Below are 19,757 nucleotides of genomic sequence, written 5' to 3'. Positions count from 1 at the left end.
TTGTATAATTTTTATTTTTTTATAATGTTTCTCTTAGTCTACCAATTGCCTCTAATTGTATCTGCCTTATTCTCTCTTTAGTAAGATTCATTCGCTCTCCTATTTCCCCTAAAGTAAGTACTTTTTCATCCAGCAATCCATATCTATATATTAGAACCTCTCTTTCTTTTGGTGGAAGTTTATTTACTTTTTTCATTAAATCAGCTTTTGAATTTTTAGCAATAACTTTGTCTTCAAAAGTATCATCATAAATTATATTGCTGCAGTATTCTGCTATTTCTCCATACATTTCATTTCCTATTCCATTTCCCTTTTCTAATACTTCAATATATCTTTCAGCCTCCTTTTTTTTCATATCCAGACTGCTGCATATCTCATCAATAGAAGGAAAATGTGAATTTTTATTTTTATAATCCTGTACATATTTTTTCATTCTTGATATGCCATCATATATATATGAAGGAAATCTAATAAGTCCCCTGCTTGATGTTATATATCTAAGTATACTCTGTTTTATCCAGAATGTGGAATAAGTAGAAAATCTTATATTTTTGTTTGGCTCATATTTCTCAACAGCTCTTATCAACCCCATATTACCTTCTTGTATTAAATCAAGTATTGGTATTCCTACATTTGTATATTTTCTAGCTATACTGATAACCAGTCTGAGATTGGATGTCACTAATTTTTCCTGAGAATCCTTATCTCCAGCTCTTGCTTTTATTGAAATATCCCTTTCTTCTTCAGGTGTCAAAAGGGGATATAGACTTATGTCTTTTATATATTCAGAAATATCCAGCATTTTTTACCACCCTTTTTTAAGTTATACTTTACATAAAACATATACTATATAATTGAAAAGATTCCTTTATTTTTTTTTATATTTTTTATTTAATAGAAAAATAAAATCAAATATGTTACACTTTAATTAGAGAGGTGATTTTTAATGAGAGTACTGGGAATTGATCCAGGAACAGCAATAGTGGGATTTGGTGTAATTGATTATGAAGAAAGTAAATTTAAAGTAATAGATTATGGATGTTTTTATACTGATAAAGATACTCTTATGGAAGAAAGACTTTGTCAAATTTATGAAAAACTTGGTAATCTCATAAAAAAATATAACCCACAGCATATGGCAATAGAAGAACTTTTTTTCTTTAAAAATAACAAAACTGTAATTTCAGTTGGCCAGGCTAGAGGTGTCCTCCTCTTATGCGGAAAACAGAATGGATTAAAGATACATGGGTATACTCCCTTACAAGTTAAAACTGGAATAACTGGATATGGAAAAGCTGAAAAAAAACAGGTACAGCTTATGGTTCAAAAGTTTTTAGGCATGAAAGAACTCCCAAAGCCTGATGATGCAGCAGATGCATTAGCCATAGCTATCACTCATATAAATTCATTAAACAGCAACTATTTTGGAAAGACTTTAGCTTCTACTATCAGTACAAAAGCTTTGCCAAAAGAAAAGCTTACTGCTAAAGAATACAGAGACCTTATTTTAAACAGATAAAATAAATAAACTTAGGAGGGTGTTATGATTTTAAAGGCTTTAGAAAATGTACGTTCACACAGAAGTTTTACTGACAAACCATTAACAAAAACTGAATTATCTAAAATAGTTGAGGGAGCAAGACTTGGTGCTTCAGCTAAGAACTCACAATCTATAAGATTTTTTTGTGTTACTGACAAAAAATTATGTGATGAAATATTTGAACAAATTAAATGGGCTGCTGCTGTCAGCTGGAATCCTGTAGTTGAAGAATCTCCAAGAGCTTATGTTATTCTCTGTGCCTGTGATCCTCTTACTCAGACTTCTGAATCTCTATTGCATTTTGATATGGGAATAGCTTCTCAAAATATGCTTTTATGTGCTTCTGAAATGGGATTTGGTGGATGTATTATTGGAGCTTATAATAAAAAAGAGGTAGAAAGAATAATTGCTCTTCCAGAAAAATACAAATCCTATTTTATTCTTGCTTTAGGAGAACCAAAAGATAAGGTTAAAATAGTAGCAGCAGAAAATAAAGATACAAAATATTATAGAGATACTCTCAATAACCACTTTGTTCCTAAATTATCTCTTAATGAAATCATAATAGGAAATAAATAAAAAATATTTTAAAAATAATTGTTGACTTTTTTAATAAGTTATTATACAATGATTATACAAATCCTTTCTTTTTAAAAGTATTTTAATTTTTACTTATTAACAAAAAAGCTGACAGTCATATAAAACCTGCCAGCTTTTTTGTTTTATTGATATTCCTGAATATAGACTTTCTGTCTAGGAAATATCTTTTTTATTTCTTCAGTTTTCTCTAATGTATTTATTTTTACTCTTTCCAGTTCCAGCATTTCTTCCAGAGAAAAATATCCAAATATCAGCTGATTAAAATCTGATATATCTATTTCCATATCATACTCTGTCTCTTTTTTCTTAATAAGATTACCATCTGAAGTAATTTCATATACTCCATGGTTTTCCTCTATTATTTTATCAACAATAGATATTTTCAACTCAATATCTTTTATATGAAGCCTTTTCAGCATATTTTCTGCATTGACTACTCTTCCCATTATAAATGGAAATTGATTCTTTTTCATAGACACTTGATTATGAATATAAAAATTCATATTACTGCAAATAGGAGCTTTCATTCTTAATTCAGAATAATACTCTTTATATGTTTTTATAAAAGCATACATTGATTCAGTTACTTTTCTATCTAGTCCAAAAAATTCTCTTATTTCAATATTTTCTTCTCTTTTGTAAAATGAAATATATCCAGCTGGTTCAATTCCAAAGTAAAATATATAAATATCTCCATTTTCATTTTCTATCTCTTTTAAATTTCTTTTATAATAACTTTCGTCTCTTTTTAAATATGCAAAATTATCTTTCATTTTTTTATTGTATACTTTTGTTAAATCTTCATAGAGATTCCTTTCATCGTATACTTTCTTTATTTTATATGCTCCATCTATTTTGTCAAAAGGTATATTTTCTATAGATATAGTATATTTTTCCAGACTGCTCATATATCCAAACCCATATTTTTTATATATTTCAGTATTTATTGGACTGAGAAAAACAAAATCCAGTCCTTTTTCTTTGGCATTTCTCAAACTATATCTTATAAGCTCTCCCATATATCCTCTACCTCTATATTGAGGTGAAACAGCTACTCCTACTATATAAAATGATGAAAGTTTTTCGTTATTTATTATTATTTCATATGGATTTTCATGAAGTGAAGCTTTTATTTCATTATTACCATCTTCCAATAGTAAGAAATTCTCTTTTTTATATATTTCATTAAAATAAAAATTAACTTCGTTTTCACTGTCTGTAAAGCATTCTTTCCATATATATTCAGCTTTTATTCTATCATTCTCATTTCCATATCTTATTTCCATATTATACTCCTTTATGCTGCAAGCTCTTACTTCTTATATTATAAATAATATACAGAAAAAAATCTATATAATATATGAAAAAAATCAATCAAAAATATTTCTATTTCATAAAAAAATATTACAGAAAATAAAACAATTAAAAATAGAGAGTGATACTTCCAAAGCCTGCTGGGATTTAACTCTGGAAATATCCCTCTCACATTATTTTACTTTTCCCATTATCCATTTCAATATTTCTTCTTCATCAAATTTACCTGTATGTACCAGCCATTCCTGTACATTTATCACATTTTTATTTTCTAAAATTTTTACACATCCTCTTTGGCAACCATTCAATATTATTATAACTTCTTCATTTAATGTTAAAAATTTTAGTTTTTCATATAATTTTTCTCTATTATATAATGGATTACAGCCTCCACAAAATCTAATCTCCATGTTTAGATTCCTTATTCTTGAACTTCTGCTGCTTTAACTTGCTTATTTTTTACATTTGCAAGAAGTAGATGAAGAATAATACCTATCCCCATTCCCCATGCTGCTCCTTTTGTTGCAAGTACTGCTGCCATTACTCCAGCTATTCCCATATCCAGTTCAGATTCACACATAGACATAGCAAGTCTTGTACAGATATACCCCTGAACTAACATAGTAAGAGAAAGCGCCACTGGAAGTATAGGCTGTACTAATGAAACTATTGGTATCAATGCAACTGATACACAAGTCATTATTCTAAATGTTCCTACCCCTCCATATATAGAGTCCATAGCTTCTCTTCCCTCTTTATATCTCTGTGAAACAGAAGCCGTAACTGCTGCCCATAATGGTCCGCACATAGGAACATATGGAATTAATACTGCTTGAATTATATTTCTAAGTCCGCTGATAAGATTAGAACGATTAGAATTAAAATCTATTTTTTCATCCTGCCTTACTTCATCAGCTTCATTTATCAAGGCACTACTTGTAACAAAATCTCCAAATGCAATTATATATATCATTATTGCCATAGGTACAGCACTTATAAAAAATGCCATTTTAGGAATTCCTACACCAAATATACTAACCTCTCTCAATATATTTCCAATTTCAGGTATTTTTATAACTGATCCTATTTCTATTTTAGGAAATGGAAGTTCCTTTACCAATGGACTTATTATTATACTCAAAAAAATTGCTGGAAGCATTCCATATTTACCAAAGGCATCTGCCAGTTTATTTCTTTTTCTTAAATCTCTAAATTTTACTGAGAAAAGAAGGTAAAAAGAGAACAATCCTCCAAAAGCTATTGATATAGGATAAAGATTAAATCTTCCTTTTGCACTAAATTCCCCAACCACTGCTGCAAATCCTGCTCCCAATAATATTCCGGATTTAATAGATACTGGTATTATTCCCATAAGTTTTCCAGCCAGTCCTGTTATCCCCATTATTATAAATATACATGCAACTAATATCTGTAATGCTATAAGAGCATGTATTCTGTCTAATCCAATAGTAAATTTAGAAAGATAAACTATTGTCAAAGGAATAGAAGGAGTTATCCAACCAGGTACTACTGGATCTCCAAGAAGAGCATGAAGATTGTATAGTATTCCATTTATTATTACCATAGACCATGCAAGCTCAAAAGATATTCCAAGATGTTCTGTCAATATAGGAATAGCACCAAGACAAGTAGCACACATAAGTATTGCCTGCATAGCTTCTGACCATTCCCATTTATAATGGATAAAAGGCAGCCTCAGCTTAAATATCCCCAGTGGAGTATATGGTTGTTCCTGTCCGTATTCTCTCTTAATTGCCATACTTTTCCCCTCCTAAATTGTTTTAAATTTTTTTAGTGCCTCTTGAGTCAATTCCTCTCTGAAATTAGGATGAGCTATTTTTATAAGTTCTTTTGCTCTTTCTCTCAAAGTCTTTCCTTTCAGATCAGCAATACCATATTCAGTAATTATATACTGTACATCATTTCTTGAAGTTGTTACAGCTGCTCCTTCGTCTAAATAAGCAGTTATTCTTGAAACTTTTCCTTTAGAAGCTGTTGAAGGTACTGCTATTATTGATTTTCCATTTAAAGCGAATGCTGTTCCTCTCACAAAATCTACCTGACCACCAGTTCCACTGAATTGTTTTGTTCCAATAGTTTCAGCATTTACCTGCCCCATTAGATCTACTTGTATAGCTGAGTTAATAGAAACTATATTTTCATTTTTTGATATAACTCTTGGATCATTTACATAATCTACAGGATGTATTTCTACACTTGGATTATCATCTACATAATCATATAATTTTCTAGTTCCCATAAGAAAACTTACTATTGATTTACCCTTATGCAGAGTTTTTTTACTGTTATTTATAACCCCTGCCTCTACTAATTCTACAACTCCATCAGATATCATTTCTGAATGTATACCTAAATCTTTTTTATTTTTTAGAAATGTAAGTACTGCATCAGGTATAGCTCCTATTCCTAATTGCAAAGTATCTCCATCATTTATTAAACTTGCACAGTATTCTCCTATCTTTCTTTCAATATCTCCTATTTTAGGCGGATTTAAAATAATTATAGGTTCATCTTTCTCTACTATTACATCTATTTCTGATATATGTATAAAATTATCTCCTAGCACTCTTGGCATAAATTTATTTACCTGAGCTATTACACATTTTGCATTTTCAGCTGCTGCTTTTGTATAATCACAAGTTATTCCCATACTGCAGTATCCATGTTCATCAGGTGGAGATACTTGGATTAAGGCTATATCCACTGGAAGTGTTCCACCTTTTTTAAATAATTTGGGTATTTCAAAAAAGAATGATGTTGTATAATCACCATTTCCTGCATTTATAACATCTCTGGTTCCTCCTCCTAAAAAAAGTCCATTATGTCTGAAATGTCCTTCCATTTCTGGTTTCATATATTCACATTTTCCAAGAGCTACCATATGAACAATTTCAACATTTTTATATTCCATATAATTATGTACCATTGCATCTACCAATGTTTGTGGTTCTCCAGCTGCATGACATATAACTACACGGCTGTCTGATTTTATTTTCTTCACAGCTTCCTCTGGAAAGCACACTTTTTTCCTGTACTCATCTCTCCAATTCATAAATTTATTTCCCCCTTAAATATGCTTTAGCTATCTCTATGAATTCTTTTGAAGCTCCAGCATTCACATGTAATATTTTTATTTCTGGAAACTTTTCTCTCACACTGATTTTTATAAAATTTTCACTGGTATCTATTGAATGAGGGCAGGTACAACACTGCCCCATCAATCTTAAAACTAATTTGCTATTTTTTTCATCATATTCTTCAATGGATATATCTCCATTATGTTTACGCAGTTCTGGTCTTATCTCCTTATCTAAAAACTTTTCTATTTCTCTCATAAACTACCCTTTAATATCAAGTATATCTTTTACAAGCTGTTTTTTAACTTCAAGATTAGACTGTCTGCTTATCATAATTCTTTGTGCCTGAGGTGATCCAGCTCCATGCATAGATTCAGTTCTGTATCCTACTGCTGCTGTTCCCAATGTAAGATTTTCTATGAGTCTAAGTACTTTCATTCTATCTATTGTAGGTACTGCTGCTACTCCTTTCAGATATTTTTCTATATATCCTCCTAATACTGGATCTCTGTAATCTTTTTCTGAAGGCATAGTTACAAATAATCCTCCAGCAATATCTTCAGCTAATCTTGCTATCTCATATGGAAATCTTGTTACATTTTGTTTACATATATTTGCAAGAAGCATATCTATTTCATATGACCCAGCCATTGTTGGATGTCCTTCACTTGAACATGCAATTCCAGCACAATATAAAGTTTCATTTAAATGTATCATTTCAATTATTTTATCTTTTATATGAGATGCTTTTTTTGTTCCATTATAATCTGAAATAAGTGCTGCTGCTCCAATAAGTACATCTCCAACACCTACTTTACATCCACCATAACTTTGTCTGTGGAATCCTGCAAATCTTTCTACAAGCATTCCAGAAAAGTCATATTCTTCACACATAAATATACGTTCAGTTGGTACAAATACATCATCAAAAATAACTAGAGCTTCATGTCCTCCAAATTTAGGATTCCCCCTATCTAATGTTCCTTCTTCAAGTTTTCTTGTATCACACGATTGTCTTCCATAAATAATTTTTATTCCTTTTGTATCAGTAGGTACTGAGAAAGCTACTGCATATTCTTTATCTTCTTCCATCATAGATATAGTCGGCATTACAAGTACTTCGTGAGAATTTACTATTCCTGTCTGATGCACCTTTGCTCCTTTTACTACTATTCCATCTTCTCTTTTTTCAACTATATGAAGAAATAAATCTGGATCTTCTTGTTTTGATGGCGAAAGCCCTCTATCTCCTTTAGGATCAGTCATAGCTCCATCCACTGTCAAATCTTCTCTTTGTACATACTCAAGAAATTTTTTAAATCTTGTATGATATTCTGTTCCATATTTCTGATCTGTTTCATAAGTAGTACTATATACTGCATTAAAAGCATCCATTCCTACACAACGCTGGAAACAAGCAGCAGTTTTTTGTCCTAATAATCTTTGCATTTTTACTTTTTTTACAAGATCACTAGTGCTTTGATGAATATGTGTAAATCTGTTAATTTTTTCTCCTGTCATATGAGAATCAACTATCATAAGATCAGCATATTTAGGATCTTGTGCAAGTTCATAAGTCATTATTACTGAATTTAAAGATGGTCTGATAATTGGATTATCAACAGGATCCTTTACCCTTTCTCCAAAAAGATAAACTTCTAAATTTAATTTTCTTAAACTATCCAAATACTCCTGAGGTGTTTTTAAAGCCATACAAATCACTTCCCTTTAAATTTATTTTGATTCCTTAATATATGTAGTAAGCAATTCATCTGCCAATAAAATATATTTTTCTATTTTTATGAAATCTTCTCAAATTAACACTTGATATCTTTACAAAAAGAATTAAAAAAAACTGTATTGCATTTTTTCAATACAGTTTTTATAAAGTTTTGCATTTTTGCAATTAATTGCATTTTTGCAATATAAACATGATTTATAAGTAAAATTATTCTAAACCTGTAAGTTTTCTTGTAATTGTTGCAGGATCTACCTGTAATGCTTTTGCAACCTGTCTTTGAGATCCTTTTTCTTTAAGCATATTTTTAATAAGATTTTGCTGAAATTTTAGAGTAGCCTCTTTTAAACTCATTTTATGATACTGATAGAACTCATCTGCTCCATCAGTTTTTTCATCTAAAATATCCAAAGTTCCTTTTTGAAAAATATATTTTGGCAGATAATCTGTAGTTATTTCATTTCCTTGAGATATAATTACCAACTGTTCAATAAGATTTTTCATTTCTCTTATATTGCCAGGCCAATGATATCTATAAAAAACTTCTATTATTTCCTGACTGAAAAATTTTTCAATATTATATTTTTTATTAAATTCTTTTAAAAATCTCAGACATAATGGAATTATATCATCTTTTCTTTCTTTTAAAGGTGGTATATTTATGGATATTACATTCAATCTATAATATAAATCCTCTCTAAATTTCCCTTCTTTTACTAATTCTCTCAAATCTCTGTTTGTAGCAGCTATTATTCTTGCATTTGTCTGAATAACCCTTTCTCCACCTATCCGTCTTACTTCAAGACTTTCTAAGACTTTAAGTAATTTTACCTGTAAATCTATATTTAATTCTGATATTTCATCTAAAAACAAAGTTGAATTATTTGCAAGTTCAAAAACTCCCATTTTTCCTTTTTTAGATGCTCCAGTAAAAGCTCCTGCCTCATATCCAAAAAATTCTGATTCAATGAGACTTTCTGGTATAGCTCCACAATTTATCTCAATAAATGTCTGTTCACTTCTATTGCTGTATTTATGTATCAATTTAGCTATATGAGTTTTTCCAGTTCCTGTTTCCCCTGTGAGAAGTACAGAAGTATCCATCTTTGATATTTTCAATATCATTTTTAATGTATTGAACATAGATTTATCCTTAAATGTTATATCATCTATATCCACAAGCTGCTCTTTCATATTTTCCAGCTCATCTTTATACTTCTGAGTCAAATTTTGATTCAAAAAAAGTTCTCTTCTTAACCTTTCTATATCTGATAAATCTCTTACATTAGTTACTATATATTTTCTTGTTCCATCTTCATCTAAAACAGGTACACTTGTAACCAGTACTTCCTTGCCAGAAGATAATTTTTGATTCACTGTAGCTTCTTTTCCCGTTTCTATTACTACAAGAGACCCTGAATTATCATATACTCCTGCTGCTACCAGGTCTTTCATATTTTTCCCAATCAATTCTTCTATGTTCAGACCTGTTATTCTACCATAAGATTTATTTACCAAAAGAGTATTTGCCTCTCCATCAGTTACATAGATTCCATCATAAGATGAATCAATTATAGATTTCATCATTTTATTGATATATCTATTTTCTATAATTTCATCTTTTAAAGATTGCGTTTCTTTTTTTTCTTTGAATAAAAATCCATATCCTTTTTTCCCCATTCCTTTCTCCTTAGTATATATGTATTTTCCTTCCAACTCAATTTTATACTTTAATTTCTTTTATTGTCAATGTTTTTAATTTATCTTTATCTATCTCAAAATTTTATATATTGCTTAAAATTTGATTTTATATTAATTTATTCTATCTATTTTATTTTCATTTTCTTTAATCTCTTTCTTTATTATGATTTTTATAATATAATTATTATATTGAGATTAAATTTAATAAGATTTCTTAGGAGGTAAAATGTTTTCATACAAATATAAAATAGTGCAAGAGGATATAAACTATGGAGGTCATGTTGGAAATGAAAGAGCTCTTCTTTTCTTTCAGTTTTCAAGAATGGCATTCTTTGAATCTCTTGGATTTACAGAATTAGATTTAGGTGATGGAATTGGTGTTATTCAAAAAAATGGATACGTTGAATATAATAAAGAACTGTTTTTAAATGATGAAATAGAAATAAGAATAACTAAAGTAGAAATAGAAAAAATTAATTTTACTTGCCATTATGAAATATATAACAATGCTGGAGAGAAAGTTATCAATGGATACACTATGCTTGTATGTTATGATTATGCAGCTAAGAAAATAAAAAGAGTTCCTCAAGGTTTCAAAGATAAAGTTGAAGCTCTGGCTTAGTGATTTAGGAGGATTATTATGAAGATACTGGTCAGTGCCTGTATGCTAGGTGTAGAATGCCGTTATAATGGGAAAGGCGAACTGAAAAAAGATATAGAAAAACTGTTAAAAGAGCATGAACTTATCCCAGTATGCCCAGAACAGCTTGGAGGACTTCCTACTCCACGTGACCCAGCTGAAATACAAGAAGATAAAATTATCACAAAAACTGGAGCAGATGTCACAAAAGAGTATTTAAAGGGAGCTGAGGAAGTTCTTAAGTTAGCTAAACTATATAATTGCAGTGCTGCTATCTTAAAAGAAAGAAGTCCCTCTTGTGGCTGTGGAAAAATTTATGATGGTACTTTTTCAAAAACACTTGTAACTGGAAATGGAGCTACTGCTGATTTACTTATAAAAAATGGAATAAAAGTAACTGGAGAATCTAGAATAAACAAAATATTTTTATAATTAAAAAGTCCAGAAGAATATATATTCTTCTGGCTTTTTTAGTATATATTTTAATATTCTTAATTTATTATTTTAAATTTTTTAAATTTTTTCAATATTAATTTTTGTTATTAGAACTCATACCCTAGTCCTATTCCAACTATCCATTCACCTTTAGTTTTGTTTTTACCAGAGTTGTTATTTGAATCTCTTTCTACTGCATAACTTCCTTTTACATCAAATAGTATTCCATTTTCAAGCTCAAGGTCATATTTTGCATTTACCCCTATATTATGTTCATTCTTATGAGCTACCAGTATATCAAAGTCTGTTCCACCTTTAAATCTTCCTGTAATATGTTCCTCTCCTGCACCACTAAGTATTCTTGTGTAGCTTACCCCAGCTGACAATGTACTTTTTCCTTTTTCATGTGGTATCACTTTTTTAAGATCAACCCCTACTTTAGCTGATGTATAATCAAATGATTTTGAATCTGTTTCTATAGCCAGAGCTTTGTTTCCTTCATCTGCTCCATCTTGGTCTATATATGTATATGACAGTGTTCCATATGGTTCTAGGAATAAGTTATCTCCTATTGGATTAGAGTATCTTCCATTCAGGTAGATATCATATGATATGTCATTATAGTTATCTGAATATTTCATTACTGCTTTTGTTTCATCAGAAGCTACTCTGTTTACTCCCAGTCTGTCCACATCATAATCTCCATACTGTAAGCCCAGTCCTGCTGTTACTTTTAGATTCCCTACATACTTCTTAGCATAAGCTCCCAAATACAGCGCATCTCCATCTACTTTTGAACCATTAGATAAGTCAGATTTAAGTTTATTTCCTCCAACTATCACTCCAGAAGTCAATGTATCAGATATTCCATATTCACCAAGTATATATGCTCCTGTGATTTTTGTATCTGCGTCTATATCTGAACTTCCTATATCATATGAGTAATATCCTTTTCCATAGTATGTATCTTTTGTTCCCCCATCTATATGAGTTAACCCTCCATATATCATCCATTTTCCTGTATCTGCTTTGAACTGGTTTTCTGTCACTATATCTTTAAACATTCCCATTGATTTTCTTGAAAGTTCACTTGAATATGAATATGGATTTCCTGCATAAATATCATTTAGATATCCTAAGAATAATGACAATTTTTCATCATCATCTACATCAAAGTTTTCTAATTCATCTACTGAAATAATACTATGATATATCTTATTTAATTTTTCATATGTTATATTATCTGGATTAATTGGTTTTGCAGGAAGATTAACTTTAGCTGTAACTTCTATTTCATTTTCTCCTTCTACTCTCTTTACAGAATGAAGCAGTGATGTTGTATCAAAAGTTACATCTTCCTGATATTTTGCTTCATTTCCTGTTACTAAACTGTTACCTAATTTAGTATCTCCAAAACTTATTATGCTTTTATTTCTAGCTCCATTTAGAGCAAGTAATAGTTTTCCTCCTGTTGAAGATATTACTCCATTATTTCCATAGAGTACATGACCTATAATTTTATCTTTTCCACTTGAACTATCTACCTTATTTGTATCTATTCTTAAAGTAAGTACTCCATTTGCTCCTATTGTTATATTTTTTGCACCTGTCACTTTTAAATCTGTAGAATTTCCACTGCTGTCAAAAGTTGTTTCAAATAGAGTTACATTTGTATTTATATTCATATTTTCAAAACCAGAAATATTATGTAAAATATTTATTCTATTTTCTATCTCTGAATTTGAACTTGTTTTTAAAGCTGCTTCAAAATTTAAAGTATCATTCCCAAGTCCACCATCAAGAGTTCCATTAATTATTGTTCCTTTTCTTATTGTTAGGATATCATCTCCATCTTTCATATCTATATTTCCATTGATTATAGTATTTTGAGTATCTGTTGTACCATTTAAGTATGTAATATCTCCAGATTGAAGTATTAATGTATCTCCATTATCACTTCCTATTATGGTATTAGTTCCATCTATTCCACCATTTACTATTGTTCCTGACAGTGTAAGCTGATTATCTGCTCCATCAAAAAGAACTGCTGTTCCATAGGCATTGATTATAGAACCTTTTATCTCTCCTGAATCTGAAACTTTTAATGTTTTATCTTTTCCATTTAGTATTGAATTGTCAAATTCTATAGAATTACCTGAAAATATGAAACTATCTGTTGTTATTCCTGAACCACCTTGTATAACAGCATTTTTTATAGTCATTGTTCTTATCAATTCGTTATCTTCTTCATCATGCCCTACTACTACTCTTTTTATCCCTTCAATTCCTGCTGTTACCACCCCAGTGGCTCCAGATATAAGCAGTCCAGAATTTTTTACTGTTGTCCCAGTTACTATTGAGCTTCCTTCTGTTGCTAATATTCCATAGTTGTTTGTTGAAATTATAGAGCCTCCTCTATCATTTTTTACAGCATTAGTAGTTCCAAATATAACCCCTGTATTTGTTAGGTTTTCTATAGCACTCTTATTATAAATTCCATAACCCTTACTACTACCCATAGCTATTATACTCTCATTATTGTTTATACCTCCTTTTGTTGCTAAACCACTTCTTAGAGATATTCCATAACCATCACTAGAATTAAAACCAGAACCAAAACCTACTATATTTCCACTATTGATTATATATTTCTGTATTGATGAGTTCCCTGTTAGATATATTCCGTAACCATCACTAGAACCAAAACCAAAACCTACTATACTTCCACTATTGGTTATATTTCCCTTTATTGACGAATTACCTATTAGGGATATTCCATAACCATAACCACCACTATAACTAGAATTTCCATAACCTATTATAATTCCACTGTTGTTTATCTCTCCCACTATTGAGTTATCTAGGTATATTCCATAACCATTTGCGTTTCCATTACTTATACCTATGACATTTATACTTCCACTGTTTATTATTTCTTCCACTGTTGAGTTATCAAGGTATATTCCATAACCATTTACATTTCCATTACTTATACCTATGACATTTATATTCCCATTATTTACTATATCTCCCACTGTTGAGTTCCCATTTATATTTATTCCATTACTCCCATTAGTACCAACAGCACTTATAGTTCCATTATTTATTATATTCTCCTCCACTTTTGAAGAAGTTATAAATATTCCACAGCCAAGATTACCTATGGCATTTATACTTTTGTTATTTAATATATTTCTCATTGTTGAGGAATTTACAAATACTCCTAAAGCATTTCCACTGGAATTAGAAACTGATATATCTCCATTATTTATAAAATCATATTCTGAATCATTCATATTATCTATTTTATGTCCAATCTCAATATCTGCTCCCATCACTGCTGTACATGATAATATTAGTCCTATGATAGCCCCTATTGTTATATTTATACCTCTTTTTTTATTTCCCCTTTTTACTCTCTTCATCACTTTTTCTATCATATTATTTCTCCTTCCCATTGATATTTTAAAATGCTTTAATATAGTTTAAATATATATTAACTCTGTAAAAAAATTCATTTATTATAAATATTTTATTTCACATTTTCCAAGTTTATAAAGTAATATTACTGTTGAACTTTCTTTAAAACCATCAAATGTTCTCTTAAATCCATAAATAAGAACTGCAACAAATTTAGTTTATTTTAAAATAATTTAATGTTCTATACTCTTTTCTGTATGTATTATTTATATTTTTTCTATAACTATAAAAGCTCATGAATTTTAGATCTTTTTCTAAAATACATGAGCTTAAAAAATTTTAAATTTATAATAAATTTTTTGCAAAAATAATGGTTTATAATAAAACTAATACCCTTATAAAATTAACAAAAACATCTTTCTTAATGTCTGCCTTCTATATTATTGAGAAATAATAAAAATAAAGTTTATCTTATTTATATTAAAACTTCTGTATCCTCCAATATTAATTTCAATCTTTCAATAACCTCTTCCAGCCATAACTCATTTGATTCAAATATCTCTATTTTCTCCATTACGTTATCATAGTACTGTATTATTTCTTTTTTTATCTGGCTTATTTCTTTTTTATCTTTTTTCACTCTAGCCTCTGCTATTTTCTCTACATTGTCTTTAACTAATTTCAATAATTTTTTTGTTTCTGATATTTTATCCATATACTTCCTCCAGAAATTCCTTTATTTATTTGTATTTCAAAAATTAAATTAGCTATCCTTTAATTTTTTTCCTTTTTCTCTAAATATAAAAGAGGTTAATATTAGAGAAAGAAGAAAAGCTGTAATAAAATTCACTATTACATGCCAGAAAGAATAATAAGGAATTCTCTTTGAAAGTCCGCAAAACATTATTATTGGTGTTAAAAAAATTAATAAAACCCAATATTTATATTTACCTTTTTGGGATATACAGCTTGTATCAGTAGGAAGATCGATGATAGCTTTAATAACTACTATTCCTCCTATAAGAGTACTTATATGCTGTAAACCTCTATATACAGGTATTTTTGTTCCAAATAATTTTACAGAAGATTCCAATACTGGAAACATTTTTACAAAATGACCTGTTCTATGGGTAAATCCATCCCATAGTATATGGGAACATATTCCAATTATAATTGAAATTATGGCAATACCCCAATTATATTTAAAATAATTATTCCAATTAAAATCTCTAAGATTTATAAAACGTGATTTTAAAAAAAGAGGCATATTATTAATTAAGGCTTCTTTGATTAAGTTATGAAAAAGAAAAGCCAAAAAAATTCCCATAGGTAAATCATACCATAATATTCCACTCATAGTATGACTGTATTTACTTTTCATTCTCAAAAAATATTCAAAATCAGGAGCTATACTTCCCACAATGAGTCCTGTCATTGATATATATTTTTTAGGTAATTTTTTTAATGGTAGTATAATTGCAGGGTGTGAAAATGTGAATGGCATTAATTTCTCCTTTCCATGTTCAAATTTATGTTTTAAATAAAATTAATAATGTTTATGTCTGCTAAACAGTCCATTTCTATTATGAAAAGACTTTTCACTTCTTTACTATATCAGATTTATCATTATTTTAAAAATTTTATTTTCAATAAAAAATGAGAAAGCTCTTAAAATTTTGATTTTCCTAAATAACTTTCTCATTAATTATTTATTTTAAAATGAAAATCCACTAGATGACACAGCTCTAATTTTACATTTTTCCCAATATAAATTTTTCTCTTATTAAAATTTGATATCTTATTCTTCTATATCAATTCCTACTATTCTGCCATTTCTATAAATTCCATTCATTAGAGGGTTTCCATTTCTATCAAATGCATGCCACTCTCCATTTCTTATTCCTCTTTCATAATTTACAATATAGGCTATATTTCCCTCTTCATCAAAATACTTCCATTCTCCCTGTCTTAATTGATTTACAACATTTCCATTACACAGAAGTTTTCCATTTTTTTGATATATTCCTATACTTATTATATTCTCTCCATCAATGAATATATTCTGTACTTCCAGTTTTCCCTCTTCATCAAACATTTCCCAGAAACTGCTTCTTTTACCATTAGTATAATTACCTTTTACTTTTATTTTTCCGTTATCATGATAATATACCTGTTCTCCATCGAGCTGTCCATTTACATATTTTTCAATGCTGGATATTTTTCCATTCTCCTCATTATAGAATACCCATTTTTTATCTCTTTTATCATCTTTAAAAAATCCTTTTACAGCAATTTTTCCATTTTCAAAATAACTTGTCATTTTTCCATTTTTCTTGTTATCCACATATATTATTTTAGATTCTACACTTCCATTTTCATAATAAGTTTTTATAGTTTCTTTAGAGGAAGGGGAAATATTACTTTTTATATTTGTACATCCTATCATCAAAAAACTGATGATCAGAATAATATACTTCATAGTTAAACCTCCAATTGTCCATTATTTACTTTTTATTTTACAACAATTGTAGTCACTATTCAATAATTATATTACTTCTTTCAGAAATAAATTTATTGTAATTTAAAAAAATATGATATCAGTATTGTTCTGAAACTAATTATCCTAATATATCATCTACAGTGTATTCTGAATAATGTTCTTATTGACTTTTGATGAAAAAAAAATTATACTTATCATAAGTGTTTAAAATAAAATATTATTTAGCTCAAGTTTATGCTGAAAGTTTAAGGAGGAAAATAGTGGATAGATTAAAAGGAAAAATTGCTTTGGTTACTGGAAGTGCTAGGGGAATAGGAAGAGCTGTTGTTGAAAAGTTTGCTGCTGAAGGTGCAGAAATGGTTATCTCTTGTGATATGGGAGAAGCTGTATATGAACAGCCAAATGTAAGACATGAAATATTGAATGTTACTGACAGAGCTGCTATAAAAGAATTTGTTGCAAAAATAGCTGCTGAATATGGAAGAATAGATATATTAATAAATAATGCTGGTATTACTAAAGATGCTCTTTTACAAAGAATGACTGAAGAACAATGGGATGCAGTTATCAATGTTAACTTAAAGGGAGTATTTAATATGACTCAAGCTGTTGCTCCTGTTATGTCAAAAAATAAATCAGGATCAATAGTTACACTTTCATCTGTAGTTGGATTATATGGTAATTTAGCCCAAACTAATTACTCAGCTACAAAAGGTGGAGTTATAGCTATGACTAAAACTTGGGCAAAAGAATTAGCAAGAAGAGGAGCTATCAGAGCAAACTGTGTAGCACCTGGATTTATTGAAAGTCCAATGACTGATGTACTGTCAGAAAAAGTAGTTGCTGGAATGATGGAAAGAACTCCATTAGCAAGGTTTGGAACTGCTGAAGATGTGGCTAATGCTATTTTATTTTTAGCAAGTGATGAAGCTTCATACATTACAGGACAAGTTTTACCTGTAACTGGAGGACTAGTTATTTAATTTTTTTTATAAATAAAATAAAATTTAGATGTAGGAGGATTTCATGAGTAAAGTATACATTGTGGCAGCAAAAAGATCTGCTATAGGAAGTTTTTTAGGAAGTTTAGCCCCTTTATCATCTAGTGAACTTGGAGCTGTTGTTGCAAAACAGGTTATTGAAGATGCAAAAATTGATCCAGCAAATCTAGATGAAGTAGTTATTGGAAATGTATTACAAGCAGGTCAGGCACAAGGAGTAGGAAGACAGGTAGCTATAAAAGCTGGTGTACCTCAAGAAGTTCCTGGTTATACTTTGAATATTATATGTGGAAGTGGAATGAAAACTATCATTTCATCATATGCTAATATCAAAGCAGGAGAAGCGGATCTTATCCTTGCTGGTGGAACTGAATCTATGTCCAATGCTGGATTTATTCTTCCAGGAAAAGTAAGAAATGGACATAAAATGGCTGATATTGTTATGAAAGATCATATGGTATTTGATGCTCTTACAGATGCATTTTCAAATGTTCATATGGGAATAACTGCTGAAAATATAGCTGCTAAGTATGGAATTACAAGAGAAGAGCAAGATACATTCTCATTTGGTTCTCAACAAAAAGCAATAGCTGCTGTTGATTCTGGAAGATTTAAAGATGAAATAGTTCCTGTTACTATCAGCACTAAAAAAGGTGATATTGTTGTTGATACAGATGAATATCCAAATAGAAAAACTGATCTTGAAAAATTAGCTAAATTAAGACCTTCTTTCAAAAAAGATGGAACTGTTACAGCTGGAAATGCTTCTGGATTGAATGATGGTGCTTCTATGATGGTACTTGCTTCTGAAGAAGCAGTTGCTAAATACAATCTAAAACCTTTAGTTGAAATAGTTGCTACTGGTATAGGTGGAGTAGATCCTCAAATAATGGGAATGGGACCTGTTCCTGCTATTGGAAATGCCCTTAAAAAAGCTGGAATGAAACTTCAAGATATGGAACTTATTGAATTAAATGAGGCTTTTGCTTCTCAATCTTTAGGAGTTATGAAAGAGTTATCTGCACAACATGGTGTAGATAGAGAATGGTTCAATGATAAAACTAATGTTAATGGTGGAGCCATTGCTTTAGGACATCCAGTTGGAGCTTCTGGAAACAGAATTATGGTTACTTTAATATATGAAATGAAGAAAAGAGGATTAACTTACGGACTTGCTTCTCTATGTATTGGTGGAGGAATGGGAACTGCTATAATTCTTAAAAATGTTGATTAATTAAATTCTATTGATTAAGAAGCTGGTAAAAAACCAGCTTCTTTTTTTGTTTAATTGTGATATAATTATTATAAGAGAGGTGATGATAATGTTTAAAAAAATATTATTTTTATGCGTCATTATGAGTGGTATTGCTTTTGCAGCATCTGTACCTAAAGATAGTGTTGAAATGAGAATAAAACAATTTAATGAATATAAACAGTTAGTTGATTCAAATCGTGAAAAAGAAATAGCAAGAAATACTCCTAGTAAAGAAGAAATAGAATTACAACTTATGAAAGAAAAACTGGAATTTGAAAAACAGATAGCTATTGAAAGAGAAAAAAGAGAGCAAAGACGAGATAATTTAGTTAATACTGTTCTTATTGGAGGAATAGGTTATGGTGGATACAGAATAGGAAGACATCATAGATGGTGGTAAAAATTTAAAAGAGGATAGCTAAAGAGTGAAGTAAATTTTAGAAATTAGAAAGGTTTATATAATTAAACAAAAGAAATAAAACTTAAAAATAATA

Annotated in this window: 19 protein-coding genes; 7 read left to right on the top strand and 12 right to left on the bottom strand. The window is 29.5% G+C overall.

The window, feature by feature from the left end; genetic code table 11:
• Positions 1 to 19: 19 nt before the first annotated feature.
• Positions 20 to 802, bottom strand: a complete 783-nt coding sequence (locus tag E6771_RS09455; protein WP_316091064.1) for an RNA polymerase sigma factor RpoD/SigA — start codon at positions 800 to 802, stop codon at positions 20 to 22.
• Positions 803 to 946: 144 nt separating this feature from the next.
• Here E6771_RS09455 and ruvC point away from each other — a divergent pair, with 144 nt between their 5' ends.
• Together ruvC and E6771_RS09445 are read left to right on the top strand one after the other, a co-directional pair.
• Positions 947 to 1,519 (top strand): crossover junction endodeoxyribonuclease RuvC, encoded by a 573-nt coding sequence (gene ruvC, locus E6771_RS09450; protein ID WP_316091062.1) that lies wholly within the window; start codon positions 947 to 949, stop codon positions 1,517 to 1,519.
• Between the two features lie 24 nt (positions 1,520 to 1,543).
• The gene (locus tag E6771_RS09445; RefSeq protein WP_316091060.1) at positions 1,544 to 2,119 is read left to right on the top strand and encodes a nitroreductase family protein; all 576 of its coding nucleotides are present in this window, start codon (positions 1,544 to 1,546) and stop codon (positions 2,117 to 2,119) included.
• A gap of 143 nt (positions 2,120 to 2,262) precedes the next feature.
• On the opposite strand, the gene eis is transcribed toward E6771_RS09445, so the two are convergent.
• From eis to E6771_RS09410, 7 genes are all read right to left on the bottom strand, one after another.
• Positions 2,263 to 3,426 carry an enhanced intracellular survival protein Eis gene (eis, locus tag E6771_RS09440; RefSeq protein ID WP_316091059.1) on the bottom strand — a complete coding sequence of 388 codons (1,164 nt, stop codon included), beginning with the start codon at positions 3,424 to 3,426 and terminating at the stop codon, positions 2,263 to 2,265.
• A gap of 201 nt (positions 3,427 to 3,627) precedes the next feature.
• On the bottom strand, positions 3,628 to 3,864 hold the full coding sequence (locus E6771_RS09435) for a hypothetical protein (RefSeq protein WP_316091058.1): 237 nt from the start codon (positions 3,862 to 3,864) through the stop codon (positions 3,628 to 3,630).
• Between the two features lie 11 nt (positions 3,865 to 3,875).
• Positions 3,876 to 5,234: a hypothetical protein gene (locus E6771_RS09430; protein ID WP_316091057.1), complete on the bottom strand. Its 1,359-nt coding sequence runs from the start codon at positions 5,232 to 5,234 to the stop codon at positions 3,876 to 3,878.
• A 12-nt stretch (positions 5,235 to 5,246) separates the two neighbouring features.
• Positions 5,247 to 6,548: an acetyl-CoA hydrolase/transferase family protein gene (locus E6771_RS09425; RefSeq protein ID WP_316091056.1), complete on the bottom strand. Its 1,302-nt coding sequence runs from the start codon at positions 6,546 to 6,548 to the stop codon at positions 5,247 to 5,249.
• Positions 6,549 to 6,552: 4 nt separating this feature from the next.
• Positions 6,553 to 6,831: a NifU family protein gene (locus E6771_RS09420; RefSeq protein WP_316091055.1), complete on the bottom strand. Its 279-nt coding sequence runs from the start codon at positions 6,829 to 6,831 to the stop codon at positions 6,553 to 6,555.
• Positions 6,832 to 6,834: 3 nt separating this feature from the next.
• Positions 6,835 to 8,286, bottom strand: coding sequence for a 4-hydroxyphenylacetate 3-hydroxylase family protein (locus E6771_RS09415; protein WP_316091054.1), 1,452 nt, complete (start codon positions 8,284 to 8,286; stop codon positions 6,835 to 6,837).
• A gap of 235 nt (positions 8,287 to 8,521) precedes the next feature.
• Positions 8,522 to 9,991, bottom strand: a complete 1,470-nt coding sequence (locus E6771_RS09410; RefSeq protein WP_316091052.1) for a sigma-54 interaction domain-containing protein — start codon at positions 9,989 to 9,991, stop codon at positions 8,522 to 8,524.
• Positions 9,992 to 10,238: 247 nt separating this feature from the next.
• Between E6771_RS09410 and E6771_RS09405 the strand changes: the two genes are divergently transcribed.
• Together E6771_RS09405 and E6771_RS09400 are read left to right on the top strand one after the other, a co-directional pair.
• Complete coding sequence (locus E6771_RS09405; RefSeq protein WP_316091051.1) at positions 10,239 to 10,634, top strand: thioesterase family protein; 396 nt, start codon at positions 10,239 to 10,241, stop codon at positions 10,632 to 10,634.
• An 18-nt stretch (positions 10,635 to 10,652) separates the two neighbouring features.
• Entirely contained in the window at positions 10,653 to 11,084 is a 432-nt protein-coding gene (locus tag E6771_RS09400; RefSeq protein ID WP_316091050.1) for a DUF523 domain-containing protein, read from the top strand.
• A 110-nt stretch (positions 11,085 to 11,194) separates the two neighbouring features.
• On the opposite strand, the gene E6771_RS09395 is transcribed toward E6771_RS09400, so the two are convergent.
• The 4 genes from E6771_RS09395 to E6771_RS09380 form a co-directional block, all read right to left on the bottom strand.
• Positions 11,195 to 14,527 carry an autotransporter outer membrane beta-barrel domain-containing protein gene (locus E6771_RS09395; protein ID WP_316091049.1) on the bottom strand — a complete coding sequence of 1,111 codons (3,333 nt, stop codon included), beginning with the start codon at positions 14,525 to 14,527 and terminating at the stop codon, positions 11,195 to 11,197.
• Positions 14,528 to 14,982: 455 nt separating this feature from the next.
• The gene (locus tag E6771_RS09390) at positions 14,983 to 15,222 is read right to left on the bottom strand and encodes a hypothetical protein (RefSeq protein ID WP_316091048.1); all 240 of its coding nucleotides are present in this window, start codon (positions 15,220 to 15,222) and stop codon (positions 14,983 to 14,985) included.
• Positions 15,223 to 15,270: 48 nt separating this feature from the next.
• Positions 15,271 to 16,011: a DUF4184 family protein gene (locus tag E6771_RS09385; RefSeq protein ID WP_316091047.1), complete on the bottom strand. Its 741-nt coding sequence runs from the start codon at positions 16,009 to 16,011 to the stop codon at positions 15,271 to 15,273.
• Positions 16,012 to 16,305: 294 nt separating this feature from the next.
• On the bottom strand, positions 16,306 to 16,986 hold the full coding sequence (locus E6771_RS09380) for a toxin-antitoxin system YwqK family antitoxin (protein ID WP_316091045.1): 681 nt from the start codon (positions 16,984 to 16,986) through the stop codon (positions 16,306 to 16,308).
• A gap of 281 nt (positions 16,987 to 17,267) precedes the next feature.
• On the opposite strand from E6771_RS09380, the gene fabG reads away from it, so the two are divergent.
• From fabG to E6771_RS09365, 3 genes are all read left to right on the top strand, one after another.
• Positions 17,268 to 17,990 (top strand): 3-oxoacyl-[acyl-carrier-protein] reductase, encoded by a 723-nt coding sequence (fabG, locus tag E6771_RS09375; RefSeq protein WP_316091044.1) that lies wholly within the window; start codon positions 17,268 to 17,270, stop codon positions 17,988 to 17,990.
• A gap of 43 nt (positions 17,991 to 18,033) precedes the next feature.
• The gene (locus E6771_RS09370) at positions 18,034 to 19,242 is read left to right on the top strand and encodes an acetyl-CoA C-acetyltransferase (protein ID WP_316091043.1); all 1,209 of its coding nucleotides are present in this window, start codon (positions 18,034 to 18,036) and stop codon (positions 19,240 to 19,242) included.
• An 88-nt stretch (positions 19,243 to 19,330) separates the two neighbouring features.
• Entirely contained in the window at positions 19,331 to 19,663 is a 333-nt protein-coding gene (locus tag E6771_RS09365; protein WP_316091041.1) for a hypothetical protein, read from the top strand.
• Positions 19,664 to 19,757: the final 94 nt, after the last annotated feature.

The organism is Fusobacterium sp. (genome assembly GCF_032477075.1).
In the GTDB taxonomy this organism is placed as follows: domain Bacteria; phylum Fusobacteriota; class Fusobacteriia; order Fusobacteriales; family Fusobacteriaceae; genus Fusobacterium_A.
The sequence above is the reverse complement of the archived record's forward strand: the minus strand, read 5'-3'. Positions and strand labels throughout refer to the sequence as shown.